This is a genomic window from Pseudomonas sp. AC255, from assembly GCF_979258175.1.
Window position 1 is genome coordinate 4,051,532 of sequence record NZ_OZ409841.1, and the last position, 26,095, is coordinate 4,077,626.

At 60.9% G+C, this 26,095-nt stretch carries 21 protein-coding genes and 1 pseudogene; 10 read left to right on the forward strand and 12 right to left on the reverse strand.

What is annotated here, in order from left to right; all coding sequences use genetic code 11:
• Nucleotides 1-12: 12 nt before the first annotated feature.
• The 4 genes from ACZZ0K_RS18495 (at nt 13) to ACZZ0K_RS18510 (ending at nt 5,258) form a co-directional block, all read left to right on the forward strand.
• Complete coding sequence (locus ACZZ0K_RS18495) at nt 13-2,604, forward strand: glycosyltransferase (RefSeq protein WP_258707663.1); 2,592 nt, start codon at nt 13-15, stop codon at nt 2,602-2,604.
• A 240-nt stretch (nt 2,605-2,844) separates the two neighbouring features.
• Nucleotides 2,845-3,996: a succinyl-diaminopimelate desuccinylase gene (gene dapE / locus ACZZ0K_RS18500; RefSeq protein ID WP_258707662.1), complete on the forward strand. Its 1,152-nt coding sequence runs from the start codon at nt 2,845-2,847 to the stop codon at nt 3,994-3,996.
• Complete coding sequence (locus ACZZ0K_RS18505; RefSeq protein WP_258707661.1) at nt 3,996-4,805, forward strand: putative RNA methyltransferase; 810 nt, start codon at nt 3,996-3,998, stop codon at nt 4,803-4,805. The genes dapE and ACZZ0K_RS18505 overlap by 1 nt, the downstream gene beginning before the upstream one ends.
• Nucleotides 4,806-4,880: 75 nt before the next feature.
• Complete coding sequence (locus ACZZ0K_RS18510) at nt 4,881-5,258, forward strand: hypothetical protein (protein ID WP_056783189.1); 378 nt, start codon at nt 4,881-4,883, stop codon at nt 5,256-5,258.
• Nucleotides 5,259-5,395: 137 nt separating this feature from the next.
• On the opposite strand, the gene ACZZ0K_RS18515 is transcribed toward ACZZ0K_RS18510, so the two are convergent.
• A complete protein-coding gene (locus tag ACZZ0K_RS18515) occupies nt 5,396-5,605 on the reverse strand; it encodes a cold-shock protein (protein ID WP_016771489.1) in 210 nt (69 codons plus the stop codon).
• Between the two features lie 236 nt (nt 5,606-5,841).
• Between ACZZ0K_RS18515 and plsB the strand changes: the two are divergent.
• The 3 genes and pseudogenes from plsB to ACZZ0K_RS18530 all read left to right on the forward strand — a co-directional run bounded on the left by plsB (nt 5,842) and on the right by ACZZ0K_RS18530 (nt 9,573).
• A pseudogene (gene plsB / locus ACZZ0K_RS18520) lies at nt 5,842-8,342 on the forward strand (glycerol-3-phosphate 1-O-acyltransferase PlsB).
• Nucleotides 8,343-8,461: 119 nt separating this feature from the next.
• Nucleotides 8,462-8,860: a YbaY family lipoprotein gene (locus tag ACZZ0K_RS18525; protein ID WP_095180479.1), complete on the forward strand. Its 399-nt coding sequence runs from the start codon at nt 8,462-8,464 to the stop codon at nt 8,858-8,860.
• 23 nt (nt 8,861-8,883) lie between these two features.
• Complete coding sequence (locus tag ACZZ0K_RS18530) at nt 8,884-9,573, forward strand: DUF4197 domain-containing protein (protein ID WP_463559250.1); 690 nt, start codon at nt 8,884-8,886, stop codon at nt 9,571-9,573.
• A gap of 22 nt (nt 9,574-9,595) precedes the next feature.
• Here the strand turns inward: ACZZ0K_RS18530 and ACZZ0K_RS18535 are convergent, their stop codons facing one another.
• The 3 genes from ACZZ0K_RS18535 to ACZZ0K_RS18545 all read right to left on the reverse strand — a co-directional run bounded on the left by ACZZ0K_RS18535 (nt 9,596) and on the right by ACZZ0K_RS18545 (nt 15,700).
• Nucleotides 9,596-10,960: a Fic family protein gene (locus ACZZ0K_RS18535; protein WP_463559251.1), complete on the reverse strand. Its 1,365-nt coding sequence runs from the start codon at nt 10,958-10,960 to the stop codon at nt 9,596-9,598.
• Between the two features lie 564 nt (nt 10,961-11,524).
• Nucleotides 11,525-14,593, reverse strand: a complete 3,069-nt coding sequence (locus ACZZ0K_RS18540; protein WP_041478146.1) for an efflux RND transporter permease subunit — start codon at nt 14,591-14,593, stop codon at nt 11,525-11,527.
• 6 nt (nt 14,594-14,599) lie between these two features.
• Entirely contained in the window at nt 14,600-15,700 is a 1,101-nt protein-coding gene (locus tag ACZZ0K_RS18545; protein ID WP_041478148.1) for an efflux RND transporter periplasmic adaptor subunit, read from the reverse strand.
• Nucleotides 15,701-15,794: 94 nt separating this feature from the next.
• Here ACZZ0K_RS18545 and ACZZ0K_RS18550 point away from each other — a divergent pair, with 94 nt between their 5' ends.
• Nucleotides 15,795-16,430, forward strand: a complete 636-nt coding sequence (locus ACZZ0K_RS18550) for a TetR/AcrR family transcriptional regulator (protein WP_056783182.1) — start codon at nt 15,795-15,797, stop codon at nt 16,428-16,430.
• A gap of 108 nt (nt 16,431-16,538) precedes the next feature.
• Here the strand turns inward: ACZZ0K_RS18550 and ACZZ0K_RS18555 are convergent, their stop codons facing one another.
• Complete coding sequence (locus ACZZ0K_RS18555; protein ID WP_374046321.1) at nt 16,539-17,321, reverse strand: class I SAM-dependent methyltransferase; 783 nt, start codon at nt 17,319-17,321, stop codon at nt 16,539-16,541.
• Between the two features lie 92 nt (nt 17,322-17,413).
• Here ACZZ0K_RS18555 and ACZZ0K_RS18560 point away from each other — a divergent pair, with 92 nt between their 5' ends.
• The gene (locus ACZZ0K_RS18560) at nt 17,414-18,034 is read left to right on the forward strand and encodes a hypothetical protein (RefSeq protein WP_056783179.1); all 621 of its coding nucleotides are present in this window, start codon (nt 17,414-17,416) and stop codon (nt 18,032-18,034) included.
• A gap of 3 nt (nt 18,035-18,037) precedes the next feature.
• Here ACZZ0K_RS18560 and ACZZ0K_RS18565 read toward each other — a convergent pair whose 3' ends face one another.
• The 7 genes from ACZZ0K_RS18565 to ppc all read right to left on the reverse strand — a co-directional run bounded on the left by ACZZ0K_RS18565 (nt 18,038) and on the right by ppc (nt 25,376).
• Entirely contained in the window at nt 18,038-18,730 is a 693-nt protein-coding gene (locus tag ACZZ0K_RS18565) for an extensin-like domain-containing protein (protein ID WP_236168073.1), read from the reverse strand.
• A gap of 2 nt (nt 18,731-18,732) precedes the next feature.
• On the reverse strand, nt 18,733-19,569 hold the full coding sequence (locus tag ACZZ0K_RS18570) for an isocitrate lyase/PEP mutase family protein (RefSeq protein WP_258707657.1): 837 nt from the start codon (nt 19,567-19,569) through the stop codon (nt 18,733-18,735).
• 30 nt (nt 19,570-19,599) lie between these two features.
• Nucleotides 19,600-20,460 carry a DUF72 domain-containing protein gene (locus ACZZ0K_RS18575; protein WP_258707656.1) on the reverse strand — a complete coding sequence of 287 codons (861 nt, stop codon included), beginning with the start codon at nt 20,458-20,460 and terminating at the stop codon, nt 19,600-19,602.
• Nucleotides 20,460-20,768, reverse strand: coding sequence for a hypothetical protein (locus ACZZ0K_RS18580; RefSeq protein ID WP_016771497.1), 309 nt, complete (start codon nt 20,766-20,768; stop codon nt 20,460-20,462). Before ACZZ0K_RS18580 ends, ACZZ0K_RS18575 begins: the two co-directional genes overlap by 1 nt.
• 257 nt (nt 20,769-21,025) lie before the next feature.
• On the reverse strand, nt 21,026-21,700 hold the full coding sequence (tsaB, locus tag ACZZ0K_RS18585; RefSeq protein WP_258707655.1) for a tRNA (adenosine(37)-N6)-threonylcarbamoyltransferase complex dimerization subunit type 1 TsaB: 675 nt from the start codon (nt 21,698-21,700) through the stop codon (nt 21,026-21,028).
• A gap of 94 nt (nt 21,701-21,794) precedes the next feature.
• Nucleotides 21,795-22,445, reverse strand: a complete 651-nt coding sequence (gene adk / locus ACZZ0K_RS18590) for an adenylate kinase (RefSeq protein WP_042606954.1) — start codon at nt 22,443-22,445, stop codon at nt 21,795-21,797.
• A gap of 300 nt (nt 22,446-22,745) precedes the next feature.
• Entirely contained in the window at nt 22,746-25,376 is a 2,631-nt protein-coding gene (gene ppc, locus ACZZ0K_RS18595) for a phosphoenolpyruvate carboxylase (RefSeq protein ID WP_463559252.1), read from the reverse strand.
• A gap of 213 nt (nt 25,377-25,589) precedes the next feature.
• On the opposite strand from ppc, the gene ACZZ0K_RS18600 reads away from it, so the two are divergent.
• Entirely contained in the window at nt 25,590-25,934 is a 345-nt protein-coding gene (locus ACZZ0K_RS18600; RefSeq protein WP_016771500.1) for a hypothetical protein, read from the forward strand.
• Nucleotides 25,935-26,095 lie beyond the last annotated feature (161 nt).

Below are 26,095 nucleotides of genomic sequence, written 5' to 3' on the forward strand. Positions count from 1 at the left end.
CCCGAAACAGCTATGTCATCGCGTAAATTTGGACTCAACCTGGTGGTGGTGCTGGCCATCGCTGCCTTGTTCACCGGTTTCTGGGCGCTGGTCAATCGCCCGGTCACGGCGCCGAACTGGCCGCAGCAAATCTCCGGCTTCTCGTATTCGCCATTCCAGCAGGGGCAATTCCCACAGAAGGATCAGTATCCGTCTGACGATGAAATGCGCCGTGACCTGGAAATCATGAGCAAGCTGACCGACAACATCCGTATCTATTCGGTCGACGGTTCGCTGGGAGACATCCCGAAACTGGCGGAGGAATTCGGCCTGCGCGTCACCCTCGGTATCTGGATCAGCCCGGACCAGGAACGCAACGAACGGGAAATCACCAAAGCCATCGAACTGGCCAACACCTCGCGCAGCGTCGTGCGCGTGGTGGTCGGCAACGAGGCGCTGTTTCGTGAAGAAATCACCCCGGAAGCCCTGATCGTTCTGCTGGATCGGGTGCGCGCTGCGGTCAAAGTACCGGTGACCACTTCCGAGCAATGGCACATCTGGGAGAAATACCCGCAACTGGCCAAACATGTCGATTTGATCGCCGCCCACGTCTTGCCCTACTGGGAATTCATTCCGGTGGACAAGGCCGGCCAGTTCGTCTTCGACCGCGCCCGCGATCTGAAAAAACTCTTTCCGAAAAAACCGCTGCTGCTGTCCGAGGTCGGCTGGCCGAGCAACGGTCGCATGCGCGGTGGCGCCGATGCATCGCCGGCAGATCAGGCAATTTATCTGCGCACGCTGGTCAACAAGCTCAATCGCCAAGGCTTCAACTACTTCGTGATCGAAGCGTTTGACCAACCGTGGAAGGCCAGCGACGAAGGTTCGGTCGGCGCCTACTGGGGCGTGTTCAACGCCGCGCGTCAGCAGAAATTCAATTTCGAAGGCCCGGTGGTGGCGATTCCACAATGGCGCGTATTGGCGATCGGCTCAGTGGTGCTGGCGCTGCTGTCGCTGACCCTGCTGATGATCGACGGCTCGGCCCTGCGCCAGCGCGGTCGCACCTTTCTGACGTTTATCGCGTTCCTCTGCGGTTCGGTGCTGGTGTACATCGGTTACGACTATAGCCAGCAATACAGCACGTGGTTCAGCCTCACGGTCGGATTCCTCCTCGCGCTCGGTGCGCTCGGGGTATTCATCGTCCTGCTCACCGAGGCCCATGAACTGGCCGAAGCGGTGTGGATTCACAAACGCCGTCGGGAATTCCTGCCGGTGATGGGCGATTCCGACTACCGGCCGAAAGTGTCGATCCACGTGCCCTGCTACAACGAGCCGCCAGAGATGGTCAAACAGACCCTCGATGCCCTGGCCGCGCTCGATTATCCGGATTTCGAAGTCCTGATCATCGACAACAACACCAAGGATCCGGCGGTGTGGGAACCGGTGCGCGATTACTGCGCAACCCTCGGCCCGCGCTTCAAGTTCTTCCACGTTTCGCCGCTGGCCGGTTTCAAGGGCGGCGCGCTGAATTACCTGATTCCGCACACCGCCAAGGATGCCGAAGTCATTGCGGTGATCGACTCCGATTACTGCGTGCACCCGAACTGGCTCAAGCACATGGTGCCGCACTTCGCCGACCCGAAAATCGCCGTGGTGCAGTCGCCGCAGGATTATCGCGACCAGAACGAAAGCACCTTCAAAAAGCTCTGCTACGCCGAATACAAAGGCTTCTTCCATATCGGTATGGTCACCCGCAACGACCGTGACGCGATCATTCAGCACGGCACCATGACCATGACCCGCCGCTCGGTGCTGGAAGAATTGGGCTGGGCTGACTGGTGCATTTGTGAAGACGCCGAACTCGGTTTGCGCGTGTTCGAGAAAGGCCTGTCGGCGGCGTATTACCACGACAGCTACGGCAAGGGCCTGATGCCGGATACCTTCATCGACTTCAAGAAACAGCGTTTCCGCTGGGCCTATGGCGCGATCCAGATCATCAAGCGCCACACCCGCAGCCTGCTGCGCGGCAAGGACACCGAACTGACCCGTGGTCAGCGCTATCACTTCCTCGCCGGTTGGCTGCCGTGGGTTGCCGATGGCATGAACATCTTCTTCACCGTTGGCGCGCTGTTGTGGTCGGCGGCGATGATCATCGTGCCGCAACGGGTCGATCCACCGTTGCTGATTTTCGCAATCCCGCCGCTGGCGCTGTTCGTGTTCAAGGTCGGCAAGATCATCTTCCTCTACCGTCGCGCCGTCGGCGTGAATCTGAAAGATGCGTTCTGCGCGGCACTGGCCGGGCTGGCGTTGTCGCACACCATCGCCAAAGCGGTGCTGTACGGTTTCTTCACCAGCAGCATTCCGTTCTTCCGCACGCCGAAAAACGCTGACAACCACGGTTTCTGGGTGGCGATCAGCGAGGCGCGCGAGGAGCTGTTCATCATGCTGTTGCTGTGGGGCGCGGCGCTGGGGATTTTCCTGGTGCAGGGCATTCCGAGCAATGACATGCGCTTCTGGGTGACCATGCTGCTGGTGCAGTCGCTGCCGTATCTGGCGGCGCTGATCATGGCGTTCCTGTCGTCGCTGCCCAAACCTGCGGCCAAGGCTGAGCCGACACCGGTCGTCTAAATCCGCAACGCAGCACTAAACGGCGGCCAATGGTCGCCGTTTTGCTTTAAGATAACCGCCATTTTGCGGGGCTTGGCGTGATAACCGGTCTGACTGACCACCCCTGTCCCTTGTGGGAGCGAGCCTGCTCGCGAAGGCGTTGTAACATTCAACCTTTAAGGTGCTTGGTAGACCGCTTTCGCGAGCAGGCTCGCTCCCATTAGAAGCCCAAGCTCACACCCCATGATCCCGGAGTTTTCCATGACGGCCCACGCCGACCTATCGCCGACCCTTCAACTGGCCATCGACCTGATCCGCCGTCCTTCCGTGACCCCGGTCGATGCCGACTGCCAGAAGCAGATGATGCAGCGCCTGGGCGATGCCGGTTTCACCCTGGAGCCGATGCGCATCGAAGATGTGGATAACTTCTGGGCCACTCACGGCAACAACGACGGTCCGGTGCTGTGCTTCGCCGGTCACACCGACGTGGTGCCGACCGGTCCGGTTACCGCATGGCAGATCGATCCGTTCAATGCCGTGATCGACGAACATGGCATGCTCTGCGGCCGTGGCGCGGCAGACATGAAAGGCAGCCTGGCATCGATGACCGTCGCCGCTGAACGTTTCGTAGCCGACTATCCGAACCATAAAGGCAAGGTCGCTTTCCTGATCACCAGCGATGAAGAAGGCCCGGCGCATCACGGCACCAAGGCTGTGGTCGAACGTCTGGTCGCGCGCAAGGAGCGTCTGGACTGGTGCATCGTTGGCGAGCCGTCGAGCACTACGCTGGTCGGCGATGTGGTGAAAAACGGCCGTCGCGGTTCCCTCGGCGCCAAGCTGACGGTCAAAGGCGTGCAGGGCCACGTGGCCTACCCGCATCTGGCGAAGAACCCGATCCATCTCGCCGCTCCGGCGCTGGCAGAGCTGGCCGCCGAGCACTGGGACCACGGTAACGACTTCTTCCCGCCGACCAGTTTCCAGATTTCCAACCTCAATTCCGGCACCGGCGCGACCAACGTGATCCCGGGTGATCTGGTGGCGGTGTTCAACTTCCGTTTCTCCACCGAATCGACCGTCGAAGGCCTGCAGAAACGCGTTGCCGATATTCTCGACAAGCATGGTCTGGACTGGCACATCGACTGGGCGCTGTCCGGCCTGCCGTTCCTCACCGAACCGGGCGCGCTGCTCGATGCGGTATCGTCGAGCATCAAGGACATCACCGGTCGCGAGACCAAGGCGTCGACCAGCGGCGGCACCTCCGATGGCCGCTTCATCGCGACCATGGGCACGCAAGTGGTTGAACTGGGCCCGGTCAACGCGACCATCCACCAGGTCAACGAGCGCGTGCTGGCGGCGGATCTCGATGTGCTGACCGAAATTTATTACCAGACCCTGATCAAGTTGCTCGCCTGATGCTCGCGTGCCCGATCTGCAGTGAACCGCTCAACGCGGTCGACAACGGCGTGGTCTGCCCCGCCGGGCATCGGTTTGACCGTGCGCGTCAGGGTTATCTGAACCTGTTGCCGGTGCAGCACAAGAACAGCCGCGACCCGGGCGACAATCAGGCCATGGTCGAGGCGCGGCGTGATTTCCTCAACGCCGGGCATTACGCGCCAGTGGCCAAACGTCTGGCTGAACTCGCGGCGAGTTATGCGCCGGCGCGCTGGGTCGATATCGGTTGCGGCGAGGGTTACTACACCGCGCAAATCGCCGAAGCTTTGCCGAACGCTGATGGCTACGCGCTGGACATCTCCCGCGAAGCGGTCAAACGCGCCTGCAAGCGCAATCCGGCGATTACCTGGTTGATCGCGAGCATGGCGCGGGTGCCGTTGGCATCCGGTAGCTGCCAATTTCTCGCCAGCGTCTTCAGTCCGTTGGATTGGGAGGAAGCCAAGCGTCTGCTCAGCGTCGGCGGTGGGCTGATGAAAGTCGGCCCGACCCGTGGCCATCTGATGGAATTGCGCGAACGCCTGTACGACGAAGTGCGCGAGTACACCGACGACAAGCATCTGGCCCTGGTGCCGGAAGGCATGGTTTTGGCGCACAGCGAAACCCTGGAATTCAAGCTGACCCTGGACAAGCCCGAGGACCGCGCCAACCTGTTGGCGATGACGCCTCACGGCTGGCGTGCCAGTGCCGAGCGTCGTGCGGCAGTGATCGAACAGGCCGAGCCGATCGAGACCACCGTGTCGATGCGCTACGATTATTTCGTTCTTCAATAACTTTTGGTCTCGGGCACAGGCCCGGGGCCGGCTAAATCCGCGAATGGATTTTTCAGACCCGCAGTGAGGACATCCATGCGCCAACCGGACATCGAGATTTACCTGAAAGACGCCGACGTCGACCACAAGGCCATCGCCGCCTGGCTCGGCCAAGCGCTTGGCCCGTGCAGCGACTGGGTGCAGAAAGGCCAGACGTACAAGTGCAAGGCCGGCAACGTGCCGGTGACCTGGCTGCCGAAAGCCGTGGGCAAGTGGAACAGCCTGTTCCTGGAAAGCGACCAGACCCCCTGGGACGACGACATCGCCTGCGCCCGCGCAGCCTTTGCCGCACTGAACGTCGAAGTGCGTTGTGCACCGGGGACGTGGGTCGAAGAAGAAGGTGAAGAAACCGCCGATCGCTGGATTCGCATCAGCGAAGACGGAGAAGAAGAGATCACCTGGAAGACCGTGTAATCAGGGCAACGTAGAGCCCATGTGGGAGCGAGCCTGCTCGCGAATGCGCAGTGTCAGTCGATATGAATGGTGACTGATACACCGCATTCGCGAGCAGGCTCGCTCCCACAGTGGTTTTGGCGTTCTGGAGGTTTGTGTTACAGGCCTACAACATCCTCAGCCTGCAACCCCTTCTCGCCGGTGATCACCGCATACTCGACCTGTTGACCTTCGGTCAGCGAGCGGTGCCCTTCGCCGCGTATCGCGCGGTAGTGCACGAACACGTCCACGCCGTCGTCGCGCTGGATAAAGCCGTAGCCTTTGGCGTCGTTGAACCACTTCACGTTGCCGGTTTCGCGTGTTGCCATCTGTTCATACTCCTTTTTTATTATTGAACGGGCTTTTCGCAGGAAAGCCTTAGAGGAACGTCAGCCTGCGTCCGACGTCCATGACAGGGCACCGGCAACAGAGCGCCGAGTATATGACAGGTGCGGAAACTCTCAACAGGAGATTACTTCGGCGCTTTTTTGCCGATTTTCGCCTAATACGGCAAACTGTCCGCCCCGAGCGCCTGCTCGGTTTTATCCACTCACGCAGAAGCCGTATGACCCGTTCCCCGTTCCGCCGTCTTGTGTTTGGCACCCTGCGCCGCCTGTTGTATCTCTGGGTTCGCTCCGAGACCATCAATCAGTCGTCGTTCACTCTTAACCTCGACCGCAGTCGTCCGGTGTTCTACGTCCTGCAAAACCCTTCGCTGACCGATCTGGCGGTGGTCGACACCGAGTGCACCAAGGCCGGTCTGCCACGCCCAGTGCTGGCGGTGTCGGTCGGTACGCTGATCGAACCAGCGGCGTTTTTCTATTTGACGCCGGACCCGGACTGGCTCGGGCGCCAGGACAAGCGCGGCGCGCCGCCGACTCTCACCCGCCTGGTCAGCGCGCTGACGCAGAACGCTGCCGAAGACGCGCAGATCATTCCGGTCAGCGTGTTCTGGGGCCAGTCGCCAGACAGCGAAAACAGCCCGTGGAAACTGTTGTTCGCCGACAGCTGGGCAGTCACCGGACGCCTGCGCCGGCTGCTGAGCATTATCGTCCTCGGGCGTAAAACCCGCGTGCAGTTTTCCGCGCCGATCCACCTGCGCGAACTGATCGATCACAACAAGGGTCATGAGCGCACCGTGCGCATGGCCCAGCGCATCCTGCGCGTGCACTTCCGCAACTTGAAAGCCGCGGTGATCGGCCCGGACATTTCCCACCGGCGCAATCTGGTCAAAGGCCTGCTCAATCAGCCGCTGGTCAAACAGGCGATCCTCGACGAAGCCGAGCGCGAAAAAATCTCGCCGGAAAAGGCCAAGGCCCAGGCCCTGCGCTATGGCAACGAGATTGCTTCGGACTACACCTACACCGCGATCCGTTTTCTCGAAGTGGTGCTGAGCTGGTTCTGGAACAAGATCTACGACGGCATCAAGGTCAATCACATCGAAGGTGTGCAGAACGTCGCGCAGGGTCACGAAGTGATCTACGTGCCGTGCCACCGCAGCCACATCGACTACCTGCTGCTTTCCTATCTGCTGTTCCGCAACGGTCTGACCCCGCCGCACATCGCCGCCGGGATCAACCTGAACATGCCGGTGATCGGCAGCCTGCTGCGTCGCGGCGGTGCGTTCTTCATGCGCCGCACCTTCAAGGGCAATCCGCTGTACACCTCGGTGTTCAACGAATACCTGCACACGCTGTTCACCAAAGGTTTCCCGGTGGAGTATTTCGTCGAGGGCGGGCGCTCGCGCACCGGGCGCATGCTGCAACCGAAAACCGGCATGCTCGCGATCACCCTGCGCAGTTTCCTGCGTTCGTCGCGGATGCCGATCGTGTTCGTGCCGGTGTACATCGGATACGAGCGCGTGCTCGAAGGCCGCACCTACCTCGGTGAGCTGCGCGGCGCGAGCAAAAGAAAGAGTCGATCTTCGATATTTTCAAAGTGATCGGCGCGCTCAAGCAGCGCTTCGGTCAGGTCGCGGTCAACTTCGGCGAGCCGATCAAACTGGCGGAATTCCTTGACGCCGAGCAACCGGACTGGCGCCGGCAGGAACTCGGCCCGCAATTCAAACCGGCGTGGCTCAACGAAACCACCAACCGCCTCGGCGAGAAAGTCGCCCGGCACCTCAACGAAGCGGCGGCGATCAATCCAGTGAATCTGGTAGCGCTGGCCCTGCTGTCGACCACGCGTCTGGCCCTGGATGATCGGGCCATGGCGCGGGTGCTGGACCTCTATCTGGCGCTGCTGCGCAAGGTCCCGTATTCGCCACACACCACCTTGCCGGAAGGCGATGGCCGTGCGCTGATCGAGCATGTGAAAGACATGGATCTGCTCGCCGAGCAGAACGATGCGCTGGGCAAGATTCTGTATCTGGACGAGCAGAACGCGGTCCTGATGACTTACTACCGCAACAACGTCCTGCACATCTTCGCCCTGCCCTCGTTGCTCGCGAGTTTCTTCCAGAGCACCTCGCGCATGAGCCGCGAGCAGATCCTGCGCTACACCCGCGCGCTGTATCCGTACCTGCAATCGGAGTTGTTCATCCGCTGGAGCCTGGAGGAACTCGACGCGGTGATCGATCAGTGGCTGGAAGCGTTCGTCGAGCAGGGTTTGTTGCGGTTCGAAAAAGACCTATACCTGCGCCCGGCGCCGAGTTCGCGGCATTTCGTGCTGCTGACGCTGCTGTCGAAAAGCATCGCGCAGACCCTGCAGCGTTTCTACATGACGGTGTCCCTGCTGCTCAACAGCGGCCAGAACAGCATCAGCGCCGAAGAGCTGGAAGACCTCTGCACAGTGATGGCCCAGCGCCTGTCGATCCTCCATGGCCTGAATGCGCCGGAATTCTTCGACAAGAGTCTGTTCCGCCACTTCATCCAGACCCTGCTCGACCTCGACGTCCTGCGCCGCGACGAAGCCGGCAAGCTCAGCTACCACGAACTGCTCGGCGAGCTGGCCGAAGGCGCGGCCAAACGCGTGTTGCCGGCGGAGATTCGCCTGTCGATCCGCCAGGTCGCGCTGCACCGCAGTGAAGATGCGGCGGATCAGATCACGCCACAGCCTGAGGCTTGAAGCCTTAGACCTGTGGGAGCGAGCCTTCTCGCGAAGACGGAGTGTCAGTCGCCATTTATTTTGACTGATCCACCGCTTTCGCGAGCAGGCTCGCTCCCACATTGAAAGGAGATTCACCCATGAAAAAACTGTTGACCCTCGCTGCCGCCACCCTGCTCAGCGCCTGCCAATCAACCACACCCGCCGGCAAGGCCAGCCTCGACGGCGAAGTCTTCTACCTGCAACGCATCGCCCTGCCCCCGAGCGCGACCCTGAGCGTCAGCCTGCAAGACGTGTCGCTGGCCGATGCACCCGCCATCGTCCTCGCCGAACAGAACGGCCCGATCAAAGGCCAGGTGCCGCTGCCGTTTCATTTGAGCTACGATCCGGCGCAGGTCAAACCCGGCCATCGTTATTCGATCAGCGCACGCATTGAAGTCAACGGCGAGCTGATGTTCATCACCACCGAAAACCACGCCGTGCAACTCGACGGCAACGACCCGCAGCCGCTGAAAATCCGCGTCGACGCCGTTCGTTAATCCACTCGCCAAAGGAAGACGCCATGCGCCGCCCTACCCTTCGCTTCGCCGCCGCCTGCGCCGGCTTGCTGATCTCCGCCAACGCCCTGGCCCTGTCGCTCAGCGACCTGTCCCAGCAAGACGCCACCGGCGGCCTCAAGGACGCCCTGACCCAAGGCGCCCAGATCGCCGTGAAACAACTCGGCACCCCGGGCGGCTTCAGCAATAACCCCGAAGTGAAAATCGAACTGCCGGGCAAACTCGGCAAAGCCGCGAGCAAGATGAAAGCTTTCGGCATGGGGGCCCAGGTCGAAGAACTGGAAACCGCGATGAACAAAGCCGCCGAATCCGCCGTGACCCAGGCCCAGCCAATCCTCGTCGACGCGGTGAAGAAAATGAGCGTGGCCGACGCCAAAGGTATCCTCAGCGGCGGCAATGATTCGGCCACCCAATACCTGAACAAATCCAGCCGCGAACAGATCCGCGCGAAATTCCTGCCCATCGTCAAGCAAGCTATCGACAAGGTCGGCGTCGCGCAGAAGTACAACTCCTTCGCAGGCCAGGCCGCTGCGTTTGGCGTGGTGGACGCGAAGAGCGCGAACGTTGAGAGCTACGTTACTGAACAGGCACTCAATGGTTTGTTCGAAATGATCGGAAAACAGGAAGAAACCATCCGCCAGAACCCGGCCGCTGCGGCGACGAGTCTGGCGAAGAAAGTGTTTGGTACGCTTTAAGTCGTTACAACATGGGGGCGATTCAATTCGCTCCCATGCTTGCCTCCACGTAAAGAACTACGTAAAAAAACACCCACTCCCGCCCCATCTTCCTTCTCTCAAAAAGCTGCAATTGGTCCAGCTCTTCCAGAATCGACGCCGCCTCGCTACCCGAGCAGGAAAAATTTTCCGCGACATTGCTCGCCGTAAACTCCTTCGCCTCCCCGCTTTTAGCCACCTGATAAACCGCGCGCTGCCGTTCCGTCAGTTGAGCAATTACGCCAGAGCTCGTCAGCCAGCGCTGAAAGTCCTGAGTGTCTGCCAGACTCTTGCGGTACACAGATGTAAAACCGACCACGGCTCGCAAAACAACCGCGCATTGAAACTCGATGAAATAAGTCAGATCCAGCTCATCTGCCTCGGTGTGCAGGTAGGAGCGTCCGTATTTCACCGGTGCATTGCGCAGCAGCAGACTGATCGCAATGTAGCGAAACGCCGCGAACTCATGTTTGAACATGAACCAGTAAAACAAGGCTCTCGCGACCCGTCCGTTACCGTCGCGAAATGGATGTTCATAACCCATGGCGAAATGCAGCGTCACGGCCTTGGTCAGTGGATGCAGATAATTTTTGTCCAGAATCGAGGCAGCGGGCCGGTTGATCCAGGCGGACAGCCTCGCCAACCGCGCAACCAATCCTGCAGCAGGAGGTGGTCGGTGCACGGTGTTGCCTGAACCATCCTGAACAACCACCTCATCATTGGTCCGGAACAATCCGGGGGAATACTGCCCGTCATCGATCCCCTCCACACCCACTCGATGGATCTCTGCAATCAGCTCAATGCTCAGAGGTTCATAACGCTTTTCCCAAGCGAAATTCATCATTCGATAATTCCCCATGACCATGCGCTCATCTGGCGTCCGCGGCTGGCGCTGATGCTTGAGCATGTCCCTGGCTACGCGCGTGGTAGTCGCCGCGCCCTCCAACTGGCTACTGGCGATGGCTTCGTCTTCGATCAGGTCATTGAGCAGACAGGAGAAATGCGCCCGCTCGCCGATCTGACTGGTCATGTAATCCAGCGCGGCCGTACTGGCGTAACGATCCACCACAGCCAAGGTTTTCTGCGCCAACGGCGTTGGCACGTATTTGCCCCACTGCACCGGCTCGCCCAACGGCAACAAATGAATGTACTGGGCCGCCCGCGCCTTCTTCACCAACGACCAACAAAGATTCGCGTCCAACCCTGCCGCCCAGCGATAGCGCAACGCCTCGAATGGCAGATAGCGCCCCTGATCATCGAGCGGCTTGAGCAGCGCCAGATAATCCGCAAGTCGTTGCTTGTGGGGCGAGCGGGCCAACAGGTCGAAAACAGGATCCGTTCTGCCAGCTAATGTCGGTGGTTTCTTCATCAGACAGACTCAAGGACTCGGAAAAGCAGAACCCGGAGTACAGCATTGGACGGCCAGCGCCTCAAGATCGGAGGACTCTGAAAAAGCTGTAGGAAGGCAGCGTGAATTGGCGATTCGAAATGAATTGGCTGTCAGACCGCCTTCGCGAGCAGGCTCGCTCCCACAAAAGCAAAGCAGCGCAGCTGCCCGCGGCGAAGCCGCCCCACTCAACAATGAGCGCAAGCTCGAGTGCTCTTGATCTTGATCCACCGGCGACGTCGGAAGGCTGAGTGGAGGGATTGATCCGGGCGTGGGAGCGCAGCGACCCTTCGACGCAGTCGAACACAGCGGAAGGAGGTGCAGCGAAGCAAACCGGAGCCGCTGCGCCCGGATCGATCCCGCAGCGAAGGAACCCGAGCCTGCGAGGGCCGAACGCAGGAGCAAGCCTTTTGGGTACTTTTTCGGCGTCTGGAAAAAGTGCCTCGCCGTAAGGGCGAAACCGCCAGCCGCAACGCCCACAGCAACGGATATACACCCAATACCCCAAAGTCATGGTCGGCCCGAAAGCCGCCAAGACAAAGAAACTCAAGCCTCCTTACGCACCCGAAACCAGGCCGCATACAACGCCGGCAAAAACAACAGCGTCAGCGCCGTGGCCACAATCAGCCCGCCCATGATCGCCACCGCCATCGGCCCGAAAAACACACTGCGCGACAGCGGAATCATCGCCAGCACCGCCGCCAGCGCCGTCAACACAATCGGCCTGAAGCGCCGAACCGTAGCCTCGATAATCGCCTGCCAAGGCTTAAGCCCCGAAGCAATATCCTGCTCGATCTGATCCACCAGAATCACCGAATTGCGCATGATCATCCCGGACAACGCGATGGTCCCCAGCATCGCCACAAACCCGAACGGCTGCCTGAACACCATGAGAAACAACGTCACCCCGATCAGGCCCAGTGGCGCGGTGAGAAACACCATCGCCGTGCGCGAGAAACTGCGCAACTGCACCATCAGCAAGGTCAGCACCACGACTATGAACATCGGCACCCCGGCATTCACCGACTTCTGCCCGCGCTCGGAATCCTCCACCGTGCCGCCGACATCCAGCAGATAACCATCGGGCAATTCGGCGCGAATCGGGTCCAGCGTCGGCATGATCTGCTTGACCAGCGTCGCCGGCTGCTCCTTGCCGTAAATGTCGGCGCGCACCGTCACGTTCGGCAGCCGATTGCGGTGCCAGATGATGCCTTCCTCGAAGCCGTATTCCAGCGTGGCTATCTGCGACAACGCCACACTGCGACCGTTATCCGTCGGCACCGCCAGGCTCGGCAACAACGACAATTCAGTGCGCTCGTGCACGGTGCCGCGCAGCAGAATCTCGATCAATTCGTTGTCTTCGCGGTACTGGCTGACCGTCGAGCCGACCAGCGAACTCTGCAGGAATTTCGCCAGATTGGCCGTGCTTACGCCGAGGGCGCGGGCGCGATCCTGGTCGATGTTCAGGTAGACGACTTTGCTCGGCTCCTCCCAGTCCAGATGCACGTTGACCACATGCGGATTCTCGCGAACCTTTGCCGCCACTTTGCGCGCCAACGCACGGACTTCTTCGATGTGCTCGCCAGTGACGCGGAACTGCACCGGATAGCCAACCGGCGGTCCGTTTTCCAAACGGGTGACCCGCGAACGCAGGGCCGGGAACTGTTCGTTGAGGGTTTCGATCAACCAGCTGCGCAGCGCTTCACGCTCTTCAATGGTTTTTGCCAACACCACGAACTGGGCAAAACTCGCCGCCGGCAGTTGCTGATCCAGCGGCAGGTAGAAACGCGGCGAGCCGGTGCCGACATAGGCCACGTAATTGTCGATGCCGGCGTGCTCCTTGAGCAGCGCTTCGAGGCGTTTGACTTCGCTGGTGGTATTGGCCAGCGAAACGCCTTCGGCCAGTTTCAGATCGACCATCAACTCCAAACGGTTCGAAGCCGGGAAGAACTGCTGCGGGACGAATCGGAACAGCATCACCGAGGCAATGAACAGGCCCACGGTCAGCACGATCACCGTCTTGCGATGGGCCACGCACCACTCCACCAGACGCCGCACGCGCTGATAGAACGGCGTCGCATACGGGTCCGGCTGACCATCGCCAGTGCCGTGTTTCGCCGCATGAATTTTCGCCAGATCCGGCAGGAGTTTTTCCCCCAGATACGGCACGAACATGACCGCCGCGACCCATGAGGCGAGCAAGGCAATGGTCACCACCTGGAAAATCGAACGGGTGTATTCGCCGGTGCCGGACTGCGCAGTGGCAATCGGCAGGAAGCCGGCGGCGGTGATCAACGTGCCGGTGAGCATCGGGAATGCGGTGCTGGTCCAGGCATAACTCGCCGCGCGAATGCGGTCGAAACCCTGCTCCATTTTGATCGCCATCATTTCCACGGCAATGATCGCATCGTCCACCAGCAGACCCAGCGCCAGCACCAGCGCACCGAGGGAAATCTTGTGCAGGCCGATGCCGAGGTAATACATGCAGGCGAAGGTCATCGCCAGCACCAGCGGAATGGTCAGCGCGACGACCATGCCGGTGCGTACACCGAGAGAGAAGAAGCTCACCAGCAAGACGATCGCCAGTGCCTCGACCAACACTTGGACGAACTCGCCAACGCCGGTTTTTACCGCTGCCGGCTGATCGGACACCTTGCGCAACTGCATGCCGGCCGGGAGGTTTTTCTGGATCCGCGAGAACTCGCCCTCCAGCGCCTTGCCCAGCACCAGAATGTCGCCGCCGTCCTTCATCGCCACGGCCAGACCGATCGCATCGTCGCCCATGAAACGCATGCGCGGCGCCGGTGGGTCGCTGAAACCGCGACGCACATCGGCGATATCGGAGATACGGAACGTACGATCGGCGACGCGGATCGGAAAGTTCTTTATCTCATCGACTGTCTGAAAATTTCCCGAGACGCGTAGCTGCAAGCGCTCGCTGCCGGTTTCAAAGAACCCCGCCGTGGACACCGCGTTCTGTTCCTCCAGCGCCTGCTGCACTGCCGCCAGCGGCAAGCCGAGGGTGGCGAGTTTGACGTTGGACAGCTCGACCCAGATTTTCTCGTCCTGTAACCCAAGCAGTTCGACCTTGCCGACGTCCTTAACCCGCTGCAGCTGAATCTGGATGCGGTCGGCGTAATCCTTGAGCACGGCGTAGTCGAAACCGTCACCGGTCAACGCATAGATATTGCCGAAGGTGGTGCCGAACTCATCGTTGAAAAACGGCCCCTGAATTCCCGGCGGCAAGGTCTGGCGGATATCGCCGACCTTCTTGCGCAACTGATACCAGAGATCGGGGATTTGCTTGGAGTGCATCGAGTCGCGGGCGATGAAGGTCACCTGGGATTCACCGGGGCGGGAGAACGACATGATGCGTTCGTACTCGCCGGTTTCCATCAGTTTCTTTTCGATCCGTTCAGTAACCTGGCGCGAGACTTCCTGCGCGGTCGCACCGGGCCAGCGGGTCTGAATGACCATCGCCTTGAAAGTGAACGGCGGGTCTTCGCTCTGGCCGAGTTTGGTGTAGGACAACGCGCCGACAACGGCGAGCAAAAGCATCAGGAACAGTACGATCTGGCGATTACGCAACGCCCATTCGGAGAGGTTGAAGCGCATCGGGGCTTACTCCTTGTTCGCCAGATTGACCACACGGTTGGAGCGATCCACCGGCCGCACCTGCTGGCCGTCGAGCAGCACATGAACGCCGGCAGCCACTACCCAGTCGCTGGCATTGAGCCCCTCGAGCACCGCCACGCTTTTCTCGCCGAACGGACCGACCCGCACCGGGGTTTTCTTCAACGTGTTGTTGCCGTTGACCACCCAGACGTAGGTCGCGCCGTTTTCAGCGGTCAGCGCGGAAAGCGGTATCGACAGCGAGACACTGTCAGCCGATTGCACGAACACCCGGGCGCTCTGCCCCAGTTCAGCCGGCACTTTGCCGCTGGTGAACGAGATACGCGCGGCAAAAGTGCGCGAGCGCGGATCGGCGGACGGTGACAACTCGCGGATCTGCCCGGCGAAGCGTTGATTTTGCTGTGCCCACAATTCCACGGTAACCGGCTGACCAACCTTGAAGCGGCCGAAGCTTTGCTCCGGCAGGCTGATCAACACTTCGCGCTCACCATCGGTGGCGAGGGTGAACACGGTTTGCCCGGCAGCGACCACCTGCCCAACTTCCACCGAACGCTTGGCCACCACGCCATCCTGTGGCGCACGCAGCACCGCGTAACTGGCCTGGTTGGTCGAAACGTTGAATTCAGCTTTGATTTGTTTAAGGCGGGCTTCGCCGGAGCGATATAGATTTTCGGCGTTGTCATAGGCCGAGCGGCTGACCATCTGCCGATCCATCAGGGTTTTATAGCGATCCCGTTCGGCGCGGACCAGGTTCAGATTGGCCTCGGCGGCGGCGACCTGCGCGCGGGTGGCTTCCAGTTGCAGGCGCACATCCTGCGGATCGAGTTCGGCCAAGGGCTGATCGGCCTTGACGCGCTGGCCTTCGTCGACCAGTCGTCGGCTGACTTTGCCGCCAATGCGGAATGCCAGATCAGGCTCATAACGGGCACGCACCTCGCCCGGATAACTTTCCATCGCCTGCGCCGAAGGCTCGGGCTGTACCACCATGGCCGGGCGTACGGTGACCTTGGTCACCTCTTCCTGACCGCACGCCGATAACAGGAACGCCAGACTGACTGGCACGGCAAAGGACAACGCATGGCGGAACATGGTGACGGACCTTTCGCGAATGAGGCTTGGAATATTTATACTGGCGGGTATGGTATTAATAGCAAACTCACCAGTCCAGTATTAAAAGCGAAGAATGTCGAACAATCTTTCAGCTCCAAACGGCCCGGGCCGCCCCAAGGATCTGGCCAAACGCCAAGCGATCCTGGATGCGGCGAAAACCCTGTTTCTCTGCCATGGCTACGCCAACACCAGCATGGACGCGGTTGCCAGCGAGGCCGGCGTGTCGAAGCTGACGGTCTACAGCCATTTCAACGACAAGGAGACGCTGTTCTCCGCCGCCGTCGTCGCGAAATGCGAGGAACAATTGCCGCCGCTGTTCTTCGAATTGCCGGACGGCATCGCGGTGGAAAATGTATTGCTGAACATTGCCCGGGGCTTTCACCAACTCATCAACAGCGATGAATCAGTGAACCTGCACCGCCTGATCATGGCGCTGGGCAGTCAGGATCCGAAGCTGTCGCTGATCTTCTTCGAGGCCGGCCCAGAGCGCGTGGTCAACGGCATGGAAGGTCTGCTGGCGAAAATCCATGCAACCGGCGCGCTGAGCATCGACCAGCCACGCAACGCCGCCGAGCACTTCTTCTGCCTGATCAAAGGGGCGGGAAATTTTCGTTTGTTGTACGGCTGCGGCGAGCCGCTGACCGGAGAGGAAGCGGAGCGGCATGTGCGGGAGGTGGTGGGGTTGTTTATGCGGGCTTACAAACCCTGACAGTTTTGCGGTGCTTGTGCAGACCGCTTCGCGAGCAGGCTCGCTCCCACACTGGAATGCATTTCCTACTGTGGGAGCGAGCCTGCTCGCGAATGGGGCGACGCGGTCTCAGGGCTTCAGCGCTTTCTTCGGATAAATGTCATACCGGCTCGATTTGCCATCCAGCGCATGGCTCGGTTTCGGCCCTTCGATGCACGGCGCCTTGCGCGGGCGCTTGACCACCACCCGGTGCGTGGCCAAGGCCAGCGCCGCTTCAAGCAGGGCCGGTGCATCCGGATCATCACCGACCAGCGGGCGGAACAGGCGCATTTCCTTTTTCACCAGCGCGGTTTTCTCGCGATGCGGGAACATCGGGTCGAGATAGATCACCTGCGGCGGCTCCCCTTCCCAGTCGCGCATGACCTCGATGGAGTTGCCCTTAAGCAATTTCATCCGCGCCGCGATCGGCGCCACGTCGAAATCTTCCGCCGCCCGCGCCAAGCCGTCCTCAAGCAGTGCGCCGATCAGCGGCTGACGCTCGATCAGGCTCATTTCACAACCAAGACTGGCCAGCACAAATGCATCCTTGCCCAAGCCCGCCGTGGCATCCAGCACGCGCGGGCGCACGCCTTGGGCGATGCCGACAGCCTTGGCAATCATCTGGCCGCTGCCGCCGCCATACAAACGACGATGCGCCGCGCCGCCTTCGACGAAGTCGACCCGCACCGGTCCCGGGGCGTCCGGGCCAAGCTGCTGCAACTGCAAACCCTGCTCGCCGACCTGCAAGGCGAACTCGCCGTCGGCCTCGCCGAGCGGCAGGCCGAGACGTTCGGCCCAGTGTGCGGCTTGTGCTTGAAACGTCGGGGCGAGGGCCTGGACATGGATGCGGCAGGCCGCGGGTGACTCGATCATGAAAAAACGCTCAAAAAAGTTAAGGATCGACAAAAACCGCCGATAAACCATTCAACGCGCATTTTGCCAGAGCTGAGCGTCAACCGAAAAAAATGTCAGGCATTCTTCCCACATCGATTGGCTACGTTTCGCCCCATGGCGACTTCAGCCGTCATAACACTCAAGCACTGAGCGGCGTCAGTCACCTGTGGCAGGATTTCTTTGCCCAGGCCCTGGCCGAACAGACGAGTGAAGTGGTGCCTGCCTGTGGCACGTTTCCACCGGTTGACCTGAACAGCCCGGAAGAACCGACCGTTGGCAGCGAGCTGCACGCGCACATCGTCAGCCAGCGTGAGTGCGACGTGGTCGAAACCCAGGTTCGCCCGCCGGAGCCACTGTTCCTGCCGATCGCCGAGTTCGAAATGGAGCTGCTGGACAAGCCGTTCCCACCGTTCCCGCCAGAAGAACTCAAGGCTCAGCAAGAGCAACAGGATTTCGACAGCAGCTGGGTACGCCCGATTGTGATCAACAATGGCCAGCCAGTGCCGGAGCCAGGCCCTGCGCCGCAGAAACGTCCGCTGTACCTGCCGATTGCCGAGTTCGATCTGGACTTGCTGCAGAAGCCTTACCCGCCGTTCCCGCCGGAAGAAATCGTCGAGCAGCAGAAAGCTCTGGACTTCGATAATGGCTGGGCTCGGCCGATCGTTCTGCAGAACCTGCGCCTCGCTGCCTGATTCTCAGCGACACACGCTCCAGCGCCCGACATCGACATGAAAGTGATTGCGATGGGCGGCGTTGTAATCCGGGCTCAACACCACACTGAATGACTCGCAGGCGCCGTCGCGCACTTGGCGGAGAAACTCTGCGTCCTGGTTTTGCTTGGGCCAATCCTTGAGCACGCTGATCGTGCGTCCGTCAGCCAGACGGAAACCGGCAATGTCCAGCGCGTCGGCACTGGCATGTCGACTGAGGGCACCGCTCTCACGGTTGTAGACATTGCGACAGGCAAAGCTGCCGAGGTGATCGACACGCGCGATCTTCTGGCCATAAGCCGATTGCGCGGCCGGTTGCAGGGTGTGGTGTTCGAACATCGCGTAGGCCACCGCCAGCGGGCAACTGGCAATGAAACTGCTGCTCAGCGCCACTCCACCGCCCTGCACCCGCAGAGCACCGACCAGCGGACACTTGGCGCCGGGGCTGTCGGCCTGGGGGCTGACGCGCAGATCCGAGCTGCTCAATGCCTGTGCGCAAAGCTCGGGATCACTGCGCAGGCGCATGAGTTTGTAACCGGTGAGCCAGTTGGGCGCGGCTTTTATGTCCAATGGCGCCCACGGATTCCACTGCGGCGGCACGTCCAGCCAGCCACGCCAGACACTCACCGCGCCACCAGCGATCGCGAGCAACACCCCCCAGAACAGCCAACGTCCCATGCTCAGTCCTTGCAGAGTTGATTGGCCTTGGCATACGGCATCGACTGTGACGTGAAGCCAAAGGTGCCGGATTGCTGGATTTCCTCAGCCGCGCGGAAGAACTCGCCGAACGCCGCCAGCGCCAGTGCCGACCCGGTGCTGATCCGCCGGACGCCCAGTTCCTCGAGCTGTTGCACGGTCAGTTTCAAACCGCCAGACATCAACACATTGACCGGTTTCGGCGCCACCGCTTGCACCACTGCGCGCACTTCTTCGGCGCTGCGCAAACCCGGTGCATAGAGCACGTCGGCACCCGCTTCGGCGAATGCCCGCAAGCGGCGAATGGTGTCGTCAAGATCGGGGTTGCCGTGCAGGTAATTTTCCGCGCGAGCCGTGAGGATGAAGGGAAATGGCAGCGTGCGCACCGCCGCGACAGCGGCTTCAATACGCGCCACGGCGTGTTCGAAGCAATAGATCGGCGCGTCCGGACGTCCCGTAGCGTCCTCGATCGACCCGCCCACCGCGCCCGCCTCGGCGGCGCGGAGAAGACTCTGCGCGGACTCCACCGGATCATCGGCAAAACCGTTTTCCAGATCCACCGCCACCGGCAGATCCGTAGCCGCGACAATCGCCCGGACATTGGCCAGGGTCTCGTCGAGACTCAACGCGCCATCAGGCTTGCCCTGGGAAAACGCGTAACCGGCGCTGGTGGTGGCCAAGGCCTGATAGCCAAGACCGGCGAGCATCTTCGCCGAGCCGGCATCCCACGGATTGGGGATGACGAAGATCCCCTGGCGATCATGCAGGGCCTTGAAGGCTTGGGCTTTGAGTCGTTGCTGTTGACTGACTTGGACGTTCATCGACGGCCTCCCGGACAGAAAAAACCCGCCTCAGAGCAAGCCAAGCTGCTCGGCGGCGGGTTCCCTGTATAGCTCAGGCAGAGCGGGCAAGCCAGGCAAACGTTGCATCAGTTGGGCGTGAAAACGCTGCGCCAGTTTCGCTGCCAACAGGTTGTCAGCGGTGTGCAGAAAGACGTAGGGCGTGCGCCCCTCTTCGATCCATTCAGCAATCTTCGCAACCCACGGCACGAGAAACGCATCGTTGGCCTCAAGCTCGGGATGGCCGATGAAGCGCACCTGCGGAAACTGCGTGAACGCCGCCGGACGGGTCGGCACTCGCGGCTTTTTCGACTGCGCGTGGATCACCGAGGACTCGGTCGACAAGCAGCTGAACAGCGCGCGCGGGTCGAGACAGATGCGCTCGACACCGCGATCCAGCAACAGACGATTGAGCAGACGCTCGCTCTCGCCCTTGGCGAAGAACTGTTCATTGCGCACCTCGACCGCAAGCGGGCAATCCAGTGCATCGATAAACGCCGCGAGCTCCGGCAGACGCTGCGGCGTGAAGCTTTTCGACAGTTGCAGCCACAGCGGCGAAACACGTTCGCCTAACGGCTTGAGTAATTGCAGGAAGGTTTCGGCAGCGGTCAGTTGCTCGCGCAAGTCGCCGCTGTGGCTGATGTCGCCGGGGAATTTGGCAGTGAAGCGAAAGTGCGCCGGCATGATCTCGGCCCAGCGTTGCACAGTGGCTGGCGACGGGCTGGCGTAGAAGGTGGTGTTGCCTTCGACGGCGTTGAACACCTGGCAGTAGAGAGTGAGAAAGTCGGAGGTTTTTGCGTCTACCGGATACAGATACTCGCGCCAGGCATTTTCGCTCCAGGACGGGCAACCGAGGTAGTAAGGCAGATCCATCAGATATACAGATCGAGGCCCAGCACGTCTGCGTCCCAATCGACAAAACCGGCGGTGCTCAGGTAGCTGGCCAGAGCCATGGCTACGCTTTTCTTCATCGCGCGGTGGTAGATCATGTCTTGTTGACGGGCAGGCAGATTGCTCAGGCGTTGCGCGGTGGCTTGGGCTGCACGGGCGGCCAACTGCTCTTCGCTCGGGAATTCCAGCTCGCCGTCGATGATCTCGACGGACTCATCCAGCGCCGCATTGCCTTTACGCGGCTTGCGCTTGATGGGGTAGGACTGAGTGGAAACGCCGTCTATACGCATAATGTCATGCTCGGTATCAATGATGGCAATTTAGCGGCACTTGACCGACTTAGCAAACCGCCGAGTGATAACTAGAACACATAAAGCGCAAAAGGTTTTAAGCGAGGGGGCAGAAACTGACGATTGGCGATATTTGTATGTGACCGCGAACCTGTGGGAGCGAGCCTGCTCGCGAAGGGTCCAGCAAATTCAACACATGCATTGACTGACCAGAAGCCTTCGCGAGCAGGCTCGCTCCCACAGGAGAAAGTGTCGTATCAGCGGGCTTTGGGGGTGGCAACTTTATCGCGCAGGTAAACCGGCTGGGCGTCATCTGCCGGGATCGCCTCACCGCGCTGCCAGGCGTAACGCGCCAGGGTCAATAGGTCCTCGGCGTGGGGCAGCATGCCGGCGTCAGAGCCGCTCAGATTGACCGCAATGCGCTCGCCGTAACCCCAACCGGTACCGGCACCGAACCAATCGCCACTGGCATCAGCGGGCAACGCGGCGACTTCCGGCGGCAACACGGCTTCGGCGCCAACCAGACGCATCTCCCCCGCCGTCTCGCGGTAGCAGCCCCAATACACTTCATCCATCCGCGCATCGATCGCAGCCGCGACCTGGCTTACACCATGCTCACGAAAGGCACGCTGGGCCAGCACGGCAAGGTTGGATACCGGCAACACCGGACGATCCAGAGCAAAGGCCAAACCCTGCACCACACCAATGGCAATGCGCACACCGGTAAACGCGCCCGGGCCACGGCCGAAAGCAATCGCGTCGACCGCTTGCAGCGTGGTGCCGGCATCCGCGAGCAATTGCTGAATCATCGGCAGCAGCTTCTGCGCATGCAGGCGCGGGATCACCTCGTAATGGCTCGTGACCTTGCCGTCATGCAGCAAGGCAACGGAGCAAGCTTCAGTCGCGGTGTCCAGGGCCAGCAAGGTGCTCATCGATGTTTCCAAAACAGGGGTGGGAAAAAGTGCGTCAGTATAAACAACTACGGCCCGCAAGCGGGCCGTGGATTGATGCTGCGGTTCAGACTTTTCAGCTCAGCGCGGCCAGCACCTTGGCGGTGATCGCATCGACCGAACCCACGCCTGGAATGTGGCTGTACTTCGGCTTGCCACCATTGGCGGCCGACAGGTTCTGGTAGAACTCCACCAGCGGTTTGGTCTGCGAGTGGTAGACCGACAGGCGATGACGCACGGTCTCTTCGGTGTCGTCCTTGCGCTGCACCAGCTCTTCGCCGGTGATGTCGTCCTTGCCAGCCAGTTTCGGCGGGTTGTAGACGATGTGGTAAACGCGGCCGCTGGCTTCGTGAACACGGCGACCGGCGATGCGCTGAACGATTTCTTCGTCTTCTACAGCGATCTCGACCACGGCATCCAGCTCGACACCGGCAGTGACCAGCGCTTCAGCCTGCGGAATGGTGCGCGGGAAGCCGTCGAACAGGAAACCGTTGGCGCAATCAGGTTGAGCGATGCGGTCCTTGACCAGCGCGATGATCAGGTCATCCGACACCAGGCCGCCGGCATCCATGATGCTCTTGGCTTGCACGCCCAGTGGAGTGCCAGCCTTGACCGCAGCACGCAGCATGTCGCCGGTGGAGATTTGCGGAATGCCGAATTTCTCGGTGATGAACTTTGCCTGAGTACCTTTACCGGCCCCGGGAGCTCCCAGCAGAATGACGCGCATCGATGTGCTCCTCAATTTTTTATATAAAAGCTTTACAAAACAAAGGATTCGCTCGTAACCGGCGGATCCTGAAAATACGGGTCGTGGCCGCACAAACGGCCAAAGGCTGATCAAGATACACAGCAGGCTGCGCCCACACAAGACGCCAAAAGTCGGAGAAACCGACGCCCGCCGTGACCTCGCGACGCGGTAACCCAAGTCGCAACCCCTACATTAACTGTCGCCTCGCGGCACTTTCCTACGGCAGGAGAAGCGGCATCCGACCCTTTTCGCGAATGCCGCCTGAGGTGATCAGCAACCTTAGCCGGTATTGCGCAATCCGGCGGCAATCCCCGCCACAGACACCAGCAGCGCCTGTTCCACCGGGCTGCCCTGCTCGACATCCTGCTGCCGCGAACGCGCCAACAGTTCCGCCTGCAATAGATGCAGCGGGTCGAGGTAGGTGTTGCGCAAGCGGATGAATTCGAGGGTGTCCGGGCTGTGCGCCAGCAGCTGCGACTGCCCGGTCAGACCGAGCACGACGGTGCATGCCTGCGACAATAGGTCGCGTAACTGCGCGCCCAACGGCAGCAGATCAGCTTCAACCAGACGCTCGTCGTAGGACTGCGCAATATCTGCATCAGCCTTGGCCAGGACCATTTCCAGCATATCGATACGGGTGCGGAAGAACGGCCATTGTTCGCGCATCTGCCCCAGCAACTCACCTTCGCCGCGCTCCAGCGCCTTGCTCAACGCAGTCTCCCAACCCAGCCAGGCCGGCAACATCAATCGGGTTTGGGTCCAGCCGAAAATCCACGGGATCGCCCGCAGGCTTTCGATACCGCCGGCGCGACGCTTGGCCGGGCGACTGCCCAGAGGCAAACGTCCCAATTCCTGCTCCGGGGTCGACTGCCGGAAGTACTCGACGAATTGCGGATTTTCCCGCACCACCTGACGGTAAGCGCTGACACCGTCCGCCGCCAATTCGTCCATCAGATGGCGCCATTCAGGCGTCGGCGGCGGCGGTGGCAGCAAGGTCGCTTCGAGCACGGCGGCCAGATACAGATTGAGGTTTTGCTCGGCGATGTCCGGCAGGCCGAATTTGAAACGAATCATTTCTCCCTGCTCGGTGGTGCGGAAACGCCCGGCCACCGAACCCGGTGGTTGCGACAGAATCGCCGCGTGCGCCGGACCGCCGCCACGCCCCACGGTGCCGCCGCGACCGTGGAACAACAGCAGTTCGACTTGCTGCTCACGGCAGATTTCCACCAGACGTTCCTGCGCCCGATATTGCGCCCACGCCGCAGCGGTGGTGCCGGCATCCTTGGCCGAGTCGGAATAGCCGATCATCACTTCCTGCGGGCCATGCAAACGCGCGCGATAGCCCGGCAACAACAGCAGACGCTCCATCACCGGCCCGGCGTTGTCGAGGTCGGCGAGGGTTTCGAACAGCGGCACCACGCGCATCGGCCGCAGTACGCCGGATTCCTTGAGCAGCAGTTGCACCGCGAGCACATCGGAAGCGGCGCCGGCCATGGAGATCACGTAGGAGCCCAGCGAAGCAGCAGGCGCGGCAGCGATTTCCTTGCAGGTGTTGAGCACTTCAGCGGTGTCCGCCGACGGTTTGAAATGCGCGGGCAGCAAAGGGCGACGGTTGCTCAATTCTTCGGTGAGGAAGTTGATGCGCTGTTCTTCGTCCCATTCCTCATAGCGGCCGAGGCCGAGGTAATCGGTGATTTCCGTCATCGCCGAGCTGTGCCGGGTCGAATCCTGACGCACATCGAGGCGCACCAGAAACAGGCCGAACGTCACCGCCCGACGCAGGCAATCGAGCAACGGCCCGTCGGCGATAACGCCCATGCCGCATTCGTGCAGCGAGTTGAAACACAACTGCAAAGGCTCGAGCAGGTCGCGATTATCGTGCAGCACATCGGCGGTTGCCGGGGTCGGCGCGGTCAACGCGGCATGCGCCCAGTTGCGTGTGGCGCGCAGGCGTTCGCGCAGTTGCTTGAGCACCGCGCGATACGGTTCGGCACTGTCGCCAGCCTTGGCCTTCAGCGCATCGCTGGCCTGCTGCATCGACAGTTCGGCAGCGAGATGATCGACATCGCGCAGGTACAAATCAGCGGCCATCCAGCGCGCCAGCAGCAAGACTTCGCGAGTGACAGCGGCGGTGACATTGGGGTTGCCGTCACGGTCGCCGCCCATCCACGAAGCGAAGCGGATCGGCGCGGCTTCCAGCGGCAAGCGCAGACCCGTCGCGGCGAACAGCGCCTGATCGGCCTTGCGCATATGGTTGGGGATCGCCTGCCACAACGAATGCTCGATCACCGCAAAGCCCCACTTGGCTTCATCGACCGGCGTCGGGCGGGTGCGGCGGATTTCTTCGGTGTGCCAGGCTTCGGCGATCAGCCGTTGCAGTTTGCTCTGGATCTGCTCGCGCTCGGCGCTGGTCAGGTCGCGATGATCCTGAGCGGCCAGTTGCGCGGCGATCGCGTCGTACTTCTGGATCAACGTGCGTCGCGCCACTTCGGTCGGGTGCGCGGTCAGCACCAGTTCGATTTCCAGCCGCGCCAGTTGCCGGGCCAGAGATTCGGCGCTGTGGCCTTCGCTGCGCAGGCGCGCGAGCAGTTCCGGCAACACCCGCGACTCGAACGGCGCCGGTTGCGACTCCTCGCGGCGATGGATCAGCTGGTACTGCTCGGCAATGTTCGCCAGGTTGAGAAACTGATTGAAGGCCCGCGCGACCGGAAGCAATTCGTCTTCACTCAATTGATTGAGGCTGGCGCTCAGTTCAGCGTCCATCGAGCCGCGCCGGTCGGCCTTGGCGCCTTTGCGAATCTGCTCGATCTTGTCGAGGAACGCCTCGCCGTACTGGTCTCGAATGGTGTTGCCCAACAGCTCTCCGAGCAGGTGAACATCTTCGCGCAAGCGTGCATCAATATCGGTCATCAGCAGTTCTCCAGCGGTAATCGGGGACAGCGCAGAAACGAATGCTTTGCCAGAGAGTGCCGCTCTGCGCCGCTTCTTACAAGCAGGCGACGAATTGACTTTAAACCTTGCCGGCGAAAGCTAGTCTCAACAGTAAGCCGTACGACGGCCCGCCGCCGGCGCCGCCGGACACTCACCCAGGCCTGCCATCAGCAGGCGCTAAATGAGGTCATCATGAAAATTCGTGAACTCGCCCAGCATTGGGAAGAAAACGCCAAAGGTCGCCTGACCGACACCGGCTACACGATTCATCTGGACGTCGAAGCCGCCGCAAGGCTGGCGGCGATTGCCGAAATGTACCCCAAGCGTCACCCCGAGGAACTGCTCGGCGAGCTGATCGGCGCCGCGCTTGAGGAGTTCGAAGCGAGCCTGCCGTATGTGAAGGGTTCAACAGTGGTGGCGACCGATGAGGAAGGCGATCCGTTGTATGAAGATGTCGGCCCGACGCCGCGTTTTCTGGCGTTATCGCGGCGGCATTTGCATGATTTGTCCTCGGCTGAGAACAAGCAGAAGCACTGATTCCTGACATCGAGAAAAATGTGGGAGCGGGCTTGCCCGCGATGGCGGCAGTTCAGTCAAAGATGTGCTGAGCACGATGGCCTCAGCGCTGGCAAGCCAGCTCCCACAGGGTGCGGATCATCCCTGATATCACCTTAAAACTCACCCGCGCGTACCGCTCC

Coding starts and splice junctions, on each gene's coding strand:
- ACZZ0K_RS18495 (WP_258707663.1), top strand. CDS start 13: ATGTCATCGCGTAAATTTGGACTCAACCTGGTGGTGGTGCTGGCCATC.
- dapE (WP_258707662.1), top strand. CDS start 2,845: ATGACGGCCCACGCCGACCTATCGCCGACCCTTCAACTGGCCATCGAC.
- ACZZ0K_RS18505 (WP_258707661.1), top strand. CDS start 3,996: ATGCTCGCGTGCCCGATCTGCAGTGAACCGCTCAACGCGGTCGACAAC.
- ACZZ0K_RS18510 (WP_056783189.1), top strand. CDS start 4,881: ATGCGCCAACCGGACATCGAGATTTACCTGAAAGACGCCGACGTCGAC.
- ACZZ0K_RS18515 (WP_016771489.1), bottom strand. CDS start 5,605: ATGGCAACACGCGAAACCGGCAACGTGAAGTGGTTCAACGACGCCAAA.
- ACZZ0K_RS18525 (WP_095180479.1), top strand. CDS start 8,462: ATGAAAAAACTGTTGACCCTCGCTGCCGCCACCCTGCTCAGCGCCTGC.
- ACZZ0K_RS18530 (WP_463559250.1), top strand. CDS start 8,884: ATGCGCCGCCCTACCCTTCGCTTCGCCGCCGCCTGCGCCGGCTTGCTG.
- ACZZ0K_RS18535 (WP_463559251.1), bottom strand. CDS start 10,960: ATGAAGAAACCACCGACATTAGCTGGCAGAACGGATCCTGTTTTCGAC.
- ACZZ0K_RS18540 (WP_041478146.1), bottom strand. CDS start 14,593: ATGCGCTTCAACCTCTCCGAATGGGCGTTGCGTAATCGCCAGATCGTA.
- ACZZ0K_RS18545 (WP_041478148.1), bottom strand. CDS start 15,700: ATGTTCCGCCATGCGTTGTCCTTTGCCGTGCCAGTCAGTCTGGCGTTC.
- ACZZ0K_RS18550 (WP_056783182.1), top strand. CDS start 15,795: ATGTCGAACAATCTTTCAGCTCCAAACGGCCCGGGCCGCCCCAAGGAT.
- ACZZ0K_RS18555 (WP_374046321.1), bottom strand. CDS start 17,321: ATGATCGAGTCACCCGCGGCCTGCCGCATCCATGTCCAGGCCCTCGCC.
- ACZZ0K_RS18560 (WP_056783179.1), top strand. CDS start 17,414: ATGTCAGGCATTCTTCCCACATCGATTGGCTACGTTTCGCCCCATGGC.
- ACZZ0K_RS18565 (WP_236168073.1), bottom strand. CDS start 18,730: ATGGGACGTTGGCTGTTCTGGGGGGTGTTGCTCGCGATCGCTGGTGGC.
- ACZZ0K_RS18570 (WP_258707657.1), bottom strand. CDS start 19,569: ATGAACGTCCAAGTCAGTCAACAGCAACGACTCAAAGCCCAAGCCTTC.
- ACZZ0K_RS18575 (WP_258707656.1), bottom strand. CDS start 20,460: ATGGATCTGCCTTACTACCTCGGTTGCCCGTCCTGGAGCGAAAATGCC.
- ACZZ0K_RS18580 (WP_016771497.1), bottom strand. CDS start 20,768: ATGCGTATAGACGGCGTTTCCACTCAGTCCTACCCCATCAAGCGCAAG.
- tsaB (WP_258707655.1), bottom strand. CDS start 21,700: ATGAGCACCTTGCTGGCCCTGGACACCGCGACTGAAGCTTGCTCCGTT.
- adk (WP_042606954.1), bottom strand. CDS start 22,445: ATGCGCGTCATTCTGCTGGGAGCTCCCGGGGCCGGTAAAGGTACTCAG.
- ppc (WP_463559252.1), bottom strand. CDS start 25,376: ATGACCGATATTGATGCACGCTTGCGCGAAGATGTTCACCTGCTCGGA.
- ACZZ0K_RS18600 (WP_016771500.1), top strand. CDS start 25,590: ATGAAAATTCGTGAACTCGCCCAGCATTGGGAAGAAAACGCCAAAGGT.